Raw genomic sequence first — 12,709 nt, 5'->3', positions numbered from 1 at the left:
ATTCGTCCGGCCGTTCATCTCGGGTTCGGCCGAACGGATTTATCGATAGGCGACACTGGTTTATTCGGAAATTGATGGCATGATCATTCTGGCGCTCGACACGGCGGGTGTGGACTGCGCTGCCGCCGTCTTTGACAGCGGTAGGAATACGGTGCTGGGGGAGGCATCGGACATGATCGGCAAGGGGCATGCTGAACATCTGATTGGTATCGTCGATCGCGCACTCGATCAGGCGGGACTGGCCCTTTCGGATGTCGACCGCCTTGCCGTCACCATCGGTCCCGGCTCCTTTACCGGGATCCGTGTCGGCGTTGCCGCAGCCCGCGGTTTTGCGCTCTCTCTGAATGTGCCGGCCGTTGGCATCACCACGCTTGAAGTCATGGCATCAGCCCAGCGCGACAAGACGCCTCATCGCGCCGTGCTGGCGGCGATGGATGCCAAGCGGGACGAAATCTACCTCCAGTCCTTCGCAGCCGACGGTTCGCCCCTCGACGCGCCACGGGCAGTCAGCGTTGCGCAAGCGCAGGCTTTTGCCGCCGGCTTCGACGGCGAGATTACCGGTTCGGCGACGCCCCTCCTCAAGGCCGACGCCGGCGGCGATCATACCAACAGATTCCCGATCTCCATCGTGGCGCGCCTGGGCGCTGCCGCCTCCCCCGATTCCGGAAAGCCGAAGCCCCTTTATCTGCGCGGACCCGATGCCAAGCCGCAGGCCGGGTACGCAATTGCGCGACGAGTATGACGATGCTGGAAGCCTATCTGACGCTGAAACCGGAATTCGAGATCATCGCCATGGAGCGCGAGGATTGCCGCGATGTTGCCATCCTGCACGGCGAGCGCTTCGCCCGCCCCTGGGGCGACGGTGAATTTCACGGCCTGCTGATGCAGGATACCGTGTTCGGCTTCGTCGCGCGCCAGACCAATGCCATCCTGAAAAAGCCGCTTCCGGGGTTCATCCTTGCCCGCCATGTCGCCGGCGAAGCGGAGATCCTGACGATTGCCGTGCAGGCGAAGGTCGCCCGTGCCGGGCTTGGCTGGCGGCTGATGCAGGCGGCGATGCGGGAAGCGCGGTCGCGCGGCGGCGAGAGCATGTTTCTCGAGGTCGATAACGGCAATACGGCAGCGCTTGGCCTCTACCGCAAGCTCGGCTTCGAAAAGGTCGGCGAACGTCAGGGTTATTACAAACAAGAAAACGGCGCCCTCTCCACGGCGCTTGTCATGAAGCGCGTTCTTCGGTAGTTCCCTGGCAGCGAGATAACATGCAGGCTGGCGCAAATGCCGTGCGGCGTTGTCGAAACACGAATATCTCTATAGGCCGGCGATGACTGATGTAGCCAAGACCCTTGAGGAGCTTTGCACCGAACGCGGCATGCGCATGACCGAGCAGCGCCGCGTGATCGCGCGCATCCTGGAAGACTCGGAAGACCATCCCGACGTCGAAGAACTCTACCGCCGCTCGGTGAAGGTCGATGCGAAGATCTCGATCTCGACCGTCTATCGCACCGTGAAACTGTTCGAGGATGCCGGCATCATCGCCCGCCACGACTTCCGCGACGGACGCTCGCGCTATGAAACGGTGCCGGAAGAACATCACGACCATCTTATCGACCTGAAGACCGGCACGGTCATCGAATTCCGCTCGCCGGAGATCGAAGCGCTGCAGGAGCGCATCGCCCGCGAGCACGGCTTCCGGCTGGTCGACCACCGCCTCGAGCTCTACGGCGTTCCGCTGAAGAAAGAAGATCTCTGAAGCAATGGCAGCCCGGGAGACCAGCATTTGATCGCCTGGCTGCGCATCGCCTTCGCCGCGGTCGTTATCCTCGCCGTCAGCATCGTGCTCATGCCGCTGCAGGTACTGGCGCTGCGGTTCGACTGGCGGCTGCGGCGCAGGCTTCCCGGCACCTGGCACCGGATCGTCTGCTATTGCCTCGGCATCCGCGTCCGCGTCACGGGCAAGCTGGAAGATCGCCGGCCGCTGATGCTCTGCTCCAACCATTCCTCCTGGCTGGATATCATGGTGATGTCGGCCGTTGCCGACGTCGTCTTCATCGCCAAGATCGAGGTGCGTGACTGGCCGATCTTCGGCACGCTCGCCAAGCTTCAGAAGAGCGTCTTCGTCGTGCGCGAGGAGCGGCGCAAGACCGGCCATCAGGCAACCGAGATCGCCGGGCGCATGGCCGACGGTGAGATCGTCGTGCTCTTCCCCGAAGGCACGACCTCGGACGGCAACCGGCTGCTGGAGGTCAAGTCCTCGCTGTTTGGCGCCGCCGCGATGGCGGTGCCCACGTCACCGACGGGAACGGTCGTGGTGCAGCCGGTGGCGGTTGCCTATACCAGGGTGCATGGCATCGCCATGGGGCGTTATCACCGGCGGCTCGCCGCCTGGCCGGGGGATCTCGACCTATTGCCGCATCTCATCGACATCGTACGCTGCGGCGCCATCGACGCCGAAGTTTCCTTCGGCGAGGCGGTGGACTACCGCGCCGAGACCAGCCGCAAGGAGGTGAGCGCGACGATCGCCTTGCGCATCCGCAACCTCCTGAACAGCCGCCTGCGCGGGCGGGAAATCTCTTAGAGCCTTTCCTGGTCAGATTGCAGCATTCTGCCGGAGCAGGTTTTCGTCAGGGCAGAGGCGATTGGCGAAGGGCATACCTCTTGGTACGACCAAGCCGATCGCCTCTGATCCTGGCGGAAAGATGCCCGGCCCTTCGGGTTGGCTGAAACGGGCCGCCTGCTCGATCGGCGGGCTTGGCCGTAGAGCTTGGCTACGACGCGCGCCGGCCGGTCGAGCATTCGACTCCGTTTCAGCCAACAGAATGCTGCAATCTGACCAGGAAAGGCTCTAGAAGAAGATTTCGATTTTCTCTGGCGGCAAAAACCACTAAATAGCGCGCCATGACACAGGATAGCGCCCTTCTCCAGGCCCCCGAGGCAATTCCCAGCGACAGCCTCCACGACGGCAGCAACAGCCGCAAGGTCTTCATCAAGACCTATGGCTGTCAGATGAACGTCTACGATTCCATGCGCATGAGCGATGCGCTCGCCCGCGACGGCTACGAGCCGACGGACGATATGGAAGAGGCGGACCTCGTTCTGCTCAACACCTGCCATATCCGCGAGAAGGCGGCCGAGAAGGTCTATTCGGCGCTCGGACGGCTCCGCGATATGAAAAAGAAGAAGGCGGCGGACGGACGGGAGATGATGATCGGCGTTGCCGGCTGCGTCGCCCAGGCCGAAGGCGAGGAGATCCTGCGCCGCGCACCCGCCGTCGACGTCGTCATCGGCCCGCAGACCTACCACCGCCTGCCGGAAGCGCTACGCCTGGCCAAACAGGGCCAGCGCGTCGTCGATACCGAATATGCGATCGAGGACAAGTTCGAGCATCTGCCGATCGCCGAGAGCCGAAGGATCCGCGCCCGCGGCGTCACCGCCTTCCTGACGGTGCAGGAGGGCTGCGACAAATTCTGCACCTTCTGTGTCGTGCCCTATACACGCGGCTCGGAAGTGTCGCGGCCGGTTTCGCAGATCGTCGAGGAGGCCGAAAAGCTCGCCGACAGCGGGGTGCGCGAGATCACCCTGCTCGGGCAGAACGTCAACGCCTGGCACGGCGCCGGGCCGCAAGGTGAGGCATGGAGCCTCGGCGACCTGCTCTACCGGCTGGCCGAGATCCCCGGCCTTGCGCGGCTGCGTTATACCACAAGCCATCCGCGCGACATGGACGACCGGCTGATCAATGCCCATCGCGACCTGAGCGCACTGATGCCCTATCTGCACCTGCCGGTGCAATCGGGCTCGGACCGCATCCTGAAAGCGATGAACCGGCGCCATACGGCCGCCGAATATCTCACGCTGATCGAGCGCATCCGCACGGTGCGGCCCGACATCGCGCTGTCGGGCGATTTCATCACCGGCTTTCCGGGGGAGACAGATGAGGATTTTAAGGATACATTGAGACTTGTGGAGGAGGTCCGTTATGCACAGGCCTTCTCGTTCAAATACTCGACGCGGCCGGGCACGCCCGGCGCGGAGCTGAAGGACCAGGTGCCGGAAGAGATCAAGGCAGAACGGCTGGAACGCCTGCAAATGCTTCTCCTGAAGCAGCAGCAGGAATTTGCCGAATCCTGCATCGGCAAAGAGATCGACCTGTTGCTCGAAAAGCCCGGTCGCATGCCGGAACAACTAATCGGACGTTCTCCCTGGCTTCAATCCGTGAATGTTGATGCAAAAGCATCGCAAATCGGTGACATTATCAAAGTGCGAATCACAGGAACCGGAACAAACAGCCTGTTTGCGGAACGCGCAGAGGCTGCGGTTTAACCCAAGGAGCCCGACCGCTTGAACGGACAAGAATTGGTTTCTTCTTCACCGCGCCACCCCCGCACGCCGAGCGATACCAATCACTTCGTCCTGACGTTCGAGAACAACCGCTTCGCCAGCGAGCTCTTCGGTCAATTCGACCAGAACCTCAAGCTGCTCGAACAACGGCTGAACATCGATGCGCGGGCACGCGGCAATTCGGTCGTCATCACAGGCGATGTTGTGACCACCAACCAGGCGCGGCGCACGCTCGACTATCTCTATGAAAAACTTCAGAAAGGCGGCAGCGTGGAACAATCCGACGTCGAGGGCGCAATCCGCATGGCGGTCGCCGCCGACGATCAGCTCAGCCTGCCGACCATGGAGCGCAAAGCCAAGCTGACGATGGCGCAGGTTTCCACGCGCAAGAAGACGATCATCGCCCGCACGCCGACGCAGGACGCCTATATCAGGGCGCTGGAACGCGCCGAGCTCGTCTTCGGCGTCGGCCCGGCCGGCACTGGCAAGACCTATCTTGCCGTCGCCCATGCCGCCCAGCTCCTGGAGCGCGGCGCGGTCGAAAAGATCATCCTGTCGCGCCCGGCCGTCGAGGCCGGCGAACGCCTCGGCTTCCTGCCCGGGGACATGAAGGAAAAGGTCGACCCCTATCTTCGCCCGCTCTATGACGCACTCTACGACATGATCCCGGCCGACAAGGTCGACCGGGCGATCACTGCCGGCGTCATCGAAATCGCGCCGCTGGCCTTCATGCGCGGCCGCACGCTCGCCAACGCCGCCATCATCCTCGACGAAGCGCAGAACACGACGTCGATGCAGATGAAGATGTTCCTGACGCGTCTCGGCGAGAATGCGCGCATGATCGTCACCGGCGACCCGAGCCAGATCGACCTGCCGCGCGGCGTCAAATCCGGCCTCGTCGAGGCCTTGCAGCTTCTGAACGGCGTCGAGGGAATCTCGATCGTGCGCTTCACGGATACCGACGTCGTCCGCCACCCGCTGGTCGGGCGCATCGTCAGGGCCTATGATTTCCACGTATGCCGTCGCCGAAGACGTCAGCCGGCAGGGCTAATGGCCGAACTCGACATCCAGATCAGCGTCGAGGACATCGGCTGGCCCGGCGAGGAGACGCTGCTGTCGTTTTGCGAACGCGTGCTCGGCGCAGCAGTGGTCTATCTCAGCGACAGCGAGAAGCAGCCCTTCCCGACGTTGCCGCCCGAGGTTTCGCTTGTTTTCACCGACGATGCCTCGATCCAGGACATCAATGCGGAATGGCGCGGCAAGGACAAGGCGACCAACGTGCTCTCCTTTCCGGCCTTTCCGGTTCAGCCCGGCAAGATGCCCGGCCCGATGCTCGGCGACATCATCATCGCCCGGGAGACGCTGGAGCGGGAAGCGGCCGAGCTCGAAAAGAGTTTCGACGACCACCTGACCCATCTTCTGGTGCACGGTTTCTTGCATCTTCTCGGCTACGACCATATGAATAGTGCCGAAGCCGAAATTATGGAGGGGCTGGAGACTCGCATTTTGGCCCAGCTCGGCCTATCTGATCCCTACGAGGGTCAAGACCTTAAAATGGAACCATGAGCGACTTTACGACGAAGCCGGCGGCAGACGCCAAGGACTCCGAGCCATCCTCCTCTTCCGACGAGGCGGGCAGTAGTAGTCGGCCATCCGGCCGATCGCAATCCTTCTGGTCGCGCGCCGCGCGTATCCTTCGCCCGCAGCAGGGCTCGCGACTGCGTGAGGATCTCGCCGACGCGCTGATGACCGATGCGGCCGGCGACGACGCCTTTTCGCCCGACGAACGGGCGATGCTCAACAACATCCTGCGTTTTCGCGAGGTCCGCGTCGCCGACGTGATGGTGCCGCGCGCCGATATCGAGGCGGTCGACCAGAACATCACCATCGGCGAGCTGATGATCCTCTTCGAGGAATCCGGCCGCTCGCGCATGCCTGTCTATGCCGATACGCTCGACGATCCGCGCGGCATGGTGCACATTCGCGACCTGCTCTCCTATGTCGCCAAGCAGGCGCGCAACAAGCGCCGCGGCCCGGCGAAGCCGGCCGCTGCCGTGCCGGCGATCGAGGTCGCGCCCGAAAACATCCACAAGGCCACGCGTTCGGCCAAGCCGAATTTCGATCTCGCCCGTGTCGACCTGCAAAAGACGCTGGCCGAGGCCGGCATCGTCCGCAAGATCCTGTTCGTGCCGCCGTCGATGCTGGCGTCCGACCTGTTGCGCCGCATGCAGGTGAACCGCACGCAGATGGCGCTCGTCATCGACGAATATGGCGGCACCGACGGGCTGGCCTCACATGAAGATATCGTCGAAATGGTGGTCGGCGACATCGATGACGAACATGACGACGAAGAGGTGATGTTCAAGCGCGTCGCCGAGGACATGTTCATCGCCGACGCCCGCGTCGAGCTCGAAGAGATCGCCCAAGCGATCGGGCCGGATTTCGACATCAGCGAGCAGGTCGACGAGGTCGATACGCTGGGCGGCCTGATCTTCTCAGCACTTGGCCGCATCCCGGTGCGCGGCGAGGTCGTCCAGGCGCTGCCGGGCTTCGAATTCCACATCCTCGACGCCGATCCCCGCCGCATCAAGCGGCTGCGCATCACCCGCAAGCGCCACGCGATCCGCCGTCGCGCCAAGGCGGATGGTGACGCAGCTCCCGGCGACGACCGGCCGGCGGAATCGACCGCCAACTGACAGAAGGGCGCGATCCCGGATATCGGAAAAGCGCTGGGCCTGCCCGAGGACCTGATCAAGGCTTGTCCTCTGGTCTCTGGGCGTGGTTAGAATCCGGCGGCGAGAAGCCGGTCGAGAAATTGCACGCGGCCGCTTCAGGTCTGGCTTACGGTGAGCCTCAAGCGAAAAGCCCGACTAATTATCGAATATCGAAACCCGTCGGCATCACCGAGATCATCTTGGGGGAGCATTAGGAACGGCCTTGCGATCAGTCACAGACAATGCCGTGGATTTCCCGATATTGTTCCAACTGTTCTTTCGGACCGCCGAACGAGACCTTCTAAGAGCGCTGCGTCGCGATCACCTTGCCGCGGCTGCCCGATGGTGTCGGATCACTTCGTCGATCGTGAAGGTCAGAAATTTCTCGGCAAAGTCAGGGTCTAAACCCGATGTCGACGCGAGTGAGCGCAGTCTTTGGATCTGTGATTGTTCGCGCTCGGGATCAGAGGCGGGGAGTCCTTGCCTAGCCTTGAGCGCCCCAATCGCCTTTGTGCAACGGAAACGTTCTGCCAGCATATGCATCAACGCGGCGTCAATGTTGTCTATCGAGGCACGCAAGGCGAGGAGCTCGTGCGGAAAAGTCGATGTCATCGTGGGTACCCTTTAGTTGTGGTCACGTCTGTTTGTCGCGACACTGTCGCGCAAAATCCAAGACACATTTGGCCAATGGATGCGTTGGCAAAATCTGAACAACCGGCGAGGCTGCTTCAAGCTTTTCCAGAGAGCGTTGAGCGGAACGCCATCCCGATTCGATTCAGAGCGTTCATCAGGGCAATCGCATATGTCAGGTCCGCTAGTTCCTTGTTGTTGAATTCGACAGCAGCAGCCTCATAATCGCTATCAGGAACGCCGGTTTCGGCGACACGTGTTACGGTTTCCGCCCACGCCAGCGCGCTTCGTTCGCGGGCGTTGAATAGGTGACCAGCGTTTCGCCATATGGGCACTTGCCCGAGCTTCTCAACGGTCAGCCCTAACTCCAAGAGACTGCGGGAATGTACGTCGACGTAAAGCGCACTGCGATTCATTTGCGAAACTCGTAGATAAACCAGATCGAACAGTTGCTTGGGAAGGTCGCTCTTCTCAACAGCGGCGCGAACGCCCGCGAAGGCGTTGAAACCGTCAGGGGAAGCACTGGCACAATCAATGCGATCCGCCATGAAGAAATCCATGTTGCGACTGTAGGACGGATCATGTCCAATCTCGCACCAGTCGAGAAGGGCCATGAAGCAACTTGCGCACTGGGCCATGCAATCCTTGATGGACACTACCGGCAAAAGGCGATCGTTTCTTTTTGAAGGAGCTGCCCTTGGAACTGCCGCTGACGGCAAGATTGCGCCCTGCCGCACAAGTTCTGAAAATTCACTATTCACATGAGTTGCAATATCCGCTTTGCGAGGTGCTCCGCCACGCTTTGGCTGCCAATGTTCGTGAAGTTGACGAGCAGGGCCGCCGGCGCTTCCGAAAGCATCGTCCAATCGGCCAAGGCCTCCGCGTAAAGTCCGCTTTCCCGCATACGCGCTGAAAGCAAGCGGTCTGAGTGCTGGTTTTTCAGCTGGAGAATCAAGTGCATCCCACCCGGTTGGGAGGCAATGCTCATGTGCTTTCCAAGGACCGTCTCGAGGCCTATCGCCGTTGCTTTCCTGCGCTGAGCATAAAGTTTTCGCATCCGTTGGATATGACGCGCGAAGTGCCCCTCTTTGATGAACGCGGTGACGATGGCTTGTGTAAGCTCAGGACTCCCTCCCGCTAAAGTTTGGCTGATATGCTCAAACCGCTCGACCAGGTCTTCCGGGACGACAAGATAAGCTAGTCGAAGACCCGGAAAGAGAACCTTGCTGAAGGTGCCGGAATAGAGGACACGCCCATTGCGATCCAAGCTCTTTAGCGCGGGCAGCGGACGACTAACGTAGCGGTACTCGCCGTCATAGTCGTCCTCGATAATCCAAGACTTACTTTTCGCGGCCCAGTCCAGGAGCGCTAATCGCCGCGGCAAAATCAAAGACATGCCCAGTGGACTTTGGTGTGCGGGCGTCACAACGGCTGCAACAGCGCCATGGGCCGCCTTCAAGCCATCGGATATCACCATCCCGTCTTGATCCACTCGCACTGGGACGGTCGTGATTTGCATGTGTCTGAATATCTCTCGCGTTGGCGGATACCCCGGATCCTCAAGCCAGACGTGGTCTCCTGCCTTCAACAAAGTGTCGGCGATCAGTTCTATGGTGTGGCGATAACCTGATGTTATGAATACCTGAGAAGGTGAGCAGCCAATTCCTCGCGAAACCTGCAGGTAAGTTGCGATCTCCGTTCGCAGTGCGGGTAGGCCGTATATTGGAGGATGGACCATATCAGACGGCTGCATAGCGCGGACGCATCCCGCGCCCAGCCGCGCCCAGATCTTCCGAGGAAATGCATCGAGGGCTGGCAAGCCCATCTGAAACGGCAAAATGGAATCCGGACGAAAGCTAACCTCCGCTGCATTGCTTATTTGCTGCAGGGCTGGGACAGGCACAGGCGTGAGCGTACTGAGGCCCGGTGTTACAACGGTACCTGCTTGACCGTGTGATTCGATGTATCCCTCGGCTGCGAGCAAAGAATATGCCGATTCGATCGTACCTCTTGCCAAACCGAGTTCTTTTGTCAGCGCCCGCGCCGAGGGTATCCGGTCCCCGGGCTTCAAAAGGCCCGAGGCAATGGCGGCGCGGAACCGATCGTAGATTTGCCGATAGAAAGGCACGCCTGCGTTCGGATCTAGTGGCGGGAAGTCGTTGCTCTTCGCGACGGTCATGGGCCAGTCGTCATTTCAGCTTCGCTGCAAAGATCTGTACCATATCGTCCAGTGAACCGACAGCACGAAGGTCACCGATCTTGTGACGTGAGTGTCGTAAGCGCCGGTACCGGAAATCGCATTGATGGTCCAGATTCGTTTACCGTTCTTGGACCTTGGGTCTGCTTTGACCGGCCTGTACGCTCATTGATGCGGCCGGTGCTGCGCAAGATCAGGAGTGAATCCAATGAGAGTGCTTCATGTCAGCTGCAGTCCTCGCGGGGAAGCATCCGAGAGCTATCGACTCTCGCAACAGATCATCAGCCAGTTGCGGCAGAGCGATCCCGACACAACGGTAATCGACCGTGTGATTGGCCAAGGCGTCATCCCGCCGATCGACGAGGATTACGCGGTTTCCCAAGGCTCCTCCAAAGACGTGTCTCAACTCGGATCCATGGCCAAGTCTGAGGAGTTGATACTGGAGCTGGAAACTGCGGACGTCGTGGTCATTTCTACGCCAATGCATAATTTGACGCTCCCCGCGACCTTGAAGTTGTGGATCGATCATATCGTTCGAACGCGGAGGACCTTCAATATCAGCAAGTTTGGAAAGGTCGGGACGCTACAGGATCGCCCCGTCTTCGTCGCCATCTCCTCGGGCGGTCGATTCTCCGGTGAGCACCCGCAGCAACCCGACTTTCTCACGCCATACCTGACAGCAATCCTAGGCATGATCGGCCTACATAACGTAGCGATATTCTCGGTCCAAGGAACAGGCTCGCACGTCAATGAGCTTGCTTCGATAAGACGCAACACGGATCAATTGGTCCGAGAACACTTTGCCTCTTTCCATCCCGATCTGATCGCGGTGCCAACTTACTGATCGAGAATGGTGGGTAGGCTTAAAGTCGCAGGGTCAACTTTCAGTGCTGTCGGCTTCGATCGTTATCGCGCCAAGCTTGCTAAATCTGACAACAACGCGTTCGTCAGCGACCTTCAGCAATCTACTTATTTTCAAGGTTGCGGCAGATTGCACTGCTCGGCAACCTGCGCAAAATGCGAACGTCCGTTTGCATGATCCCGATAAGATGTTCTTTGCCGATCCGGCCGGAGGCCAACGCCCAACTTGAACCGCAGCGGTGGCGGCCCATGAGAGGCAATGTCTTCATTTAGAACGACTATCTGAGCCTTCCGCAGCCAGCAGGTGGGTTACGGGACATGCCCTAGCCTGCCGAGGCTGCGTGCGAAAGAGTGCGTGATGGCCCTAGTGTGACGCAACGCACTCATGGACTAATAATGAAGTCTAATCATGGTCCTTCTATCGAAATCTCGATTTCAATAAAACAGAAGCAGATCGTCGCTGCATATGCGGCACGCTCTTTTCGCCAATATGTCAAAGCATCGACGAACCTATCGCGAAATAGACCTCGAATTCGCGGGGATATATTTTTGCGTGTTGCGTTCCTCGTCTCCAAAATGGAAGGAAATTGCCATGAACAGCCGTATCGACTATCGAAAGACTTCAGCTGCGGTTTCCAGAAATTTCAACGGGTTTCAGGAGCCCTTGCAAAAGATCAGCAAGTGGGCTGCGGTTCCTCGCATCCCAGCACACTGCGTAAGGTCAAAATTTGCATGTGCTGCACCTGCAGTTGCGATGTTCCTTGTTGGAAGCGGTGCCTTCGCCGATACCAGTGACGTCAAGGGGCCAAGGCCAGTGATCGTCGCGAAGTCGGGCGAACATTGCAAGGATGATCCAAACTGCTTTAACCGAGTTCACTATGCGGTTAAGCCAGTTGCGCGTGTGAAGCCTGGCCAGAAATTCATTCTCGAGACCCGTGATGGGCTGGATTCCGACCTTGATTTTTCGTCGACCGCGGAGGACGTCGCGGCCGTCGACCTGAACCGCTGCCACCCCCTGACGGGCCCCGTCTATATTGAAGGGGCCAAGAAGGGCGATTCTATTGCCGTGACAGTGGTGGACATCGAGCCTGACGAATTCGGGACGACCACGGTCGTTCCGGGATTCGGTTTCCTGAGAGATCTGTTCACCGATCCATACATTGTTCACTGGGATCTGAACCGCCTGGAAGCACGCTCCAAAGACATGCCCGGCATCTCGGTGCCAAACAACTCCTTCATGGGTACCATTGGTGTGCTTCCAGACAAGGAAGAACTTCAAAAATGGCTTAAGCGCGAGCAGGAGCTTGCCGATGCAGGCGGTGCAGTGCTGACGCCGCAGCCAGTTGAAGCGCTACCAGCAGATCTCTGTGGCGTCGATGGCACAGCAAAGTCCGAATGCCTACGCACCGTTCCGCCGCGTGAGAACGGAGGGAACGTTGACGCCAGGGAAACAATTGTCGGTACGACGATATTGTTGCCATGCTTCATCGACGGTTGTGGTCTGTTTGCCGGTGACGTCCACTTTGCCATGGGCGGCGGCGAGGTGGCCGGAACCGCCATCGAGACGGGTGGTAGGGTGACACTCGAGGCCCAGGTCAGACCTGGTGGTGCCAAGCTTCAGACTACAATGCATTTCGAAGGCGGTTCACAGCTCAAGCAGCTTGCGCCATCGAGTTTCTACGCGATCTCAGGTCTCCCGGTTAAGAGTGAAGGCGAACTGCCTGTTTTTGAGACCTACCTTGGTGGTGAGAAGATTGCTCCGCTCGCAAACCTCTCGGAGGATCTCACGCTAGCAGCGCGAAACGCCACGCTCAACATGATCGATTTTCTGGTCAAGACCAAGGGACTCACCCGCGAGCAGGCTTACGTTCTGACCAGTGTCGCTGTCGACCTCAACATAGCGCAGGTCGTCGACTACCCCAATGTGGGGGTTACGGCGATCTTGAATCGCGACGTGTTCAAGGAGCAATGA

General features: G+C 59.7%; 12 protein-coding genes and 1 pseudogene. 10 read left to right on the top strand and 3 right to left on the bottom strand.

Annotated elements, in window-relative coordinates; translation table 11 throughout:
• The first annotated feature begins 79 nt into the window (after positions 1–79).
• The 8 genes and pseudogenes from tsaB (at position 80) to AC25BC_RS00140 (ending at position 7,031) form a co-directional block, all read left to right on the top strand.
• Positions 80–742, top strand: coding sequence for a tRNA (adenosine(37)-N6)-threonylcarbamoyltransferase complex dimerization subunit type 1 TsaB (gene tsaB, locus AC25BC_RS00175; protein WP_012755782.1), 663 nt, complete (start codon positions 80–82; stop codon positions 740–742).
• Positions 739–1,239, top strand: coding sequence for a GNAT family N-acetyltransferase (locus AC25BC_RS00170; protein ID WP_017995865.1), 501 nt, complete (start codon positions 739–741; stop codon positions 1,237–1,239). The genes tsaB and AC25BC_RS00170 overlap by 4 nt, the downstream gene beginning before the upstream one ends.
• 82 nt (positions 1,240–1,321) lie before the next feature.
• Positions 1,322–1,750, top strand: a complete 429-nt coding sequence (locus AC25BC_RS00165) for a Fur family transcriptional regulator (RefSeq protein WP_003544875.1) — start codon at positions 1,322–1,324, stop codon at positions 1,748–1,750.
• A 27-nt stretch (positions 1,751–1,777) separates the two neighbouring features.
• Complete coding sequence (gene olsA, locus AC25BC_RS00160) at positions 1,778–2,575, top strand: lyso-ornithine lipid O-acyltransferase (protein ID WP_012755780.1); 798 nt, start codon at positions 1,778–1,780, stop codon at positions 2,573–2,575.
• Positions 2,576–2,895: 320 nt separating this feature from the next.
• Positions 2,896–4,317 (top strand): tRNA (N6-isopentenyl adenosine(37)-C2)-methylthiotransferase MiaB, encoded by a 1,422-nt coding sequence (miaB, locus tag AC25BC_RS00155; protein ID WP_012755779.1) that lies wholly within the window; start codon positions 2,896–2,898, stop codon positions 4,315–4,317.
• 18 nt (positions 4,318–4,335) lie between these two features.
• Positions 4,336–5,386, top strand: a pseudogene (locus AC25BC_RS00150) (PhoH family protein).
• Positions 5,386–5,901 (top strand): rRNA maturation RNase YbeY, encoded by a 516-nt coding sequence (gene ybeY / locus AC25BC_RS00145; RefSeq protein WP_012755778.1) that lies wholly within the window; start codon positions 5,386–5,388, stop codon positions 5,899–5,901. Before AC25BC_RS00150 ends, ybeY begins: the two are co-directional and overlap by 1 nt.
• A complete protein-coding gene (locus AC25BC_RS00140; protein ID WP_012755777.1) occupies positions 5,898–7,031 on the top strand; it encodes a hemolysin family protein in 1,134 nt (377 codons plus the stop codon). Before ybeY ends, AC25BC_RS00140 begins: the two co-directional genes overlap by 4 nt.
• A gap of 339 nt (positions 7,032–7,370) precedes the next feature.
• On the opposite strand, the gene AC25BC_RS00135 is transcribed toward AC25BC_RS00140, so the two are convergent.
• The 3 genes from AC25BC_RS00135 to pdxR form a co-directional block, all read right to left on the bottom strand.
• Positions 7,371–7,661: a chorismate mutase gene (locus AC25BC_RS00135; RefSeq protein WP_012755776.1), complete on the bottom strand. Its 291-nt coding sequence runs from the start codon at positions 7,659–7,661 to the stop codon at positions 7,371–7,373.
• A gap of 116 nt (positions 7,662–7,777) precedes the next feature.
• Positions 7,778–8,227, bottom strand: coding sequence for a carboxymuconolactone decarboxylase family protein (locus AC25BC_RS00130; protein WP_026157551.1), 450 nt, complete (start codon positions 8,225–8,227; stop codon positions 7,778–7,780).
• A 209-nt stretch (positions 8,228–8,436) separates the two neighbouring features.
• Positions 8,437–9,858: a MocR-like pyridoxine biosynthesis transcription factor PdxR gene (gene pdxR / locus AC25BC_RS00125; RefSeq protein ID WP_012755774.1), complete on the bottom strand. Its 1,422-nt coding sequence runs from the start codon at positions 9,856–9,858 to the stop codon at positions 8,437–8,439.
• Between the two features lie 226 nt (positions 9,859–10,084).
• Here pdxR and AC25BC_RS00120 point away from each other — a divergent pair, with 226 nt between their 5' ends.
• Together AC25BC_RS00120 and AC25BC_RS00115 are read left to right on the top strand one after the other, a co-directional pair.
• Positions 10,085–10,720 carry an FMN-dependent NADH-azoreductase gene (locus tag AC25BC_RS00120; protein ID WP_012755773.1) on the top strand — a complete coding sequence of 212 codons (636 nt, stop codon included), beginning with the start codon at positions 10,085–10,087 and terminating at the stop codon, positions 10,718–10,720.
• A gap of 609 nt (positions 10,721–11,329) precedes the next feature.
• A complete protein-coding gene (locus AC25BC_RS00115; protein ID WP_012755772.1) occupies positions 11,330–12,709 on the top strand; it encodes an acetamidase/formamidase family protein in 1,380 nt (459 codons plus the stop codon).

The organism is Rhizobium sp. WSM409 (assembly GCF_057653825.1).
This window is presented reverse-complemented; position numbering and strand designations above follow the sequence as displayed.

Excerpts from the sequence above, each read along its gene's own strand:
- pdxR (WP_012755774.1), bottom strand. The coding sequence starts at position 9,858 with ATGACCGTCGCGAAGAGCAACGACTTCCCGCCACTAGATCCGAACGCA.
- miaB (WP_012755779.1), top strand. The coding sequence starts at position 2,896 with ATGACACAGGATAGCGCCCTTCTCCAGGCCCCCGAGGCAATTCCCAGC.
- AC25BC_RS00120 (WP_012755773.1), top strand. The coding sequence starts at position 10,085 with ATGAGAGTGCTTCATGTCAGCTGCAGTCCTCGCGGGGAAGCATCCGAG.
- AC25BC_RS00115 (WP_012755772.1), top strand. The coding sequence starts at position 11,330 with ATGAACAGCCGTATCGACTATCGAAAGACTTCAGCTGCGGTTTCCAGA.
- AC25BC_RS00165 (WP_003544875.1), top strand. The coding sequence starts at position 1,322 with ATGACTGATGTAGCCAAGACCCTTGAGGAGCTTTGCACCGAACGCGGC.
- AC25BC_RS00135 (WP_012755776.1), bottom strand. The coding sequence starts at position 7,661 with ATGACATCGACTTTTCCGCACGAGCTCCTCGCCTTGCGTGCCTCGATA.
- tsaB (WP_012755782.1), top strand. The coding sequence starts at position 80 with ATGATCATTCTGGCGCTCGACACGGCGGGTGTGGACTGCGCTGCCGCC.
- AC25BC_RS00130 (WP_026157551.1), bottom strand. The coding sequence starts at position 8,227 with ATGGCGGATCGCATTGATTGTGCCAGTGCTTCCCCTGACGGTTTCAAC.
- AC25BC_RS00170 (WP_017995865.1), top strand. The coding sequence starts at position 739 with ATGACGATGCTGGAAGCCTATCTGACGCTGAAACCGGAATTCGAGATC.
- AC25BC_RS00140 (WP_012755777.1), top strand. The coding sequence starts at position 5,898 with ATGAGCGACTTTACGACGAAGCCGGCGGCAGACGCCAAGGACTCCGAG.
- ybeY (WP_012755778.1), top strand. The coding sequence starts at position 5,386 with ATGGCCGAACTCGACATCCAGATCAGCGTCGAGGACATCGGCTGGCCC.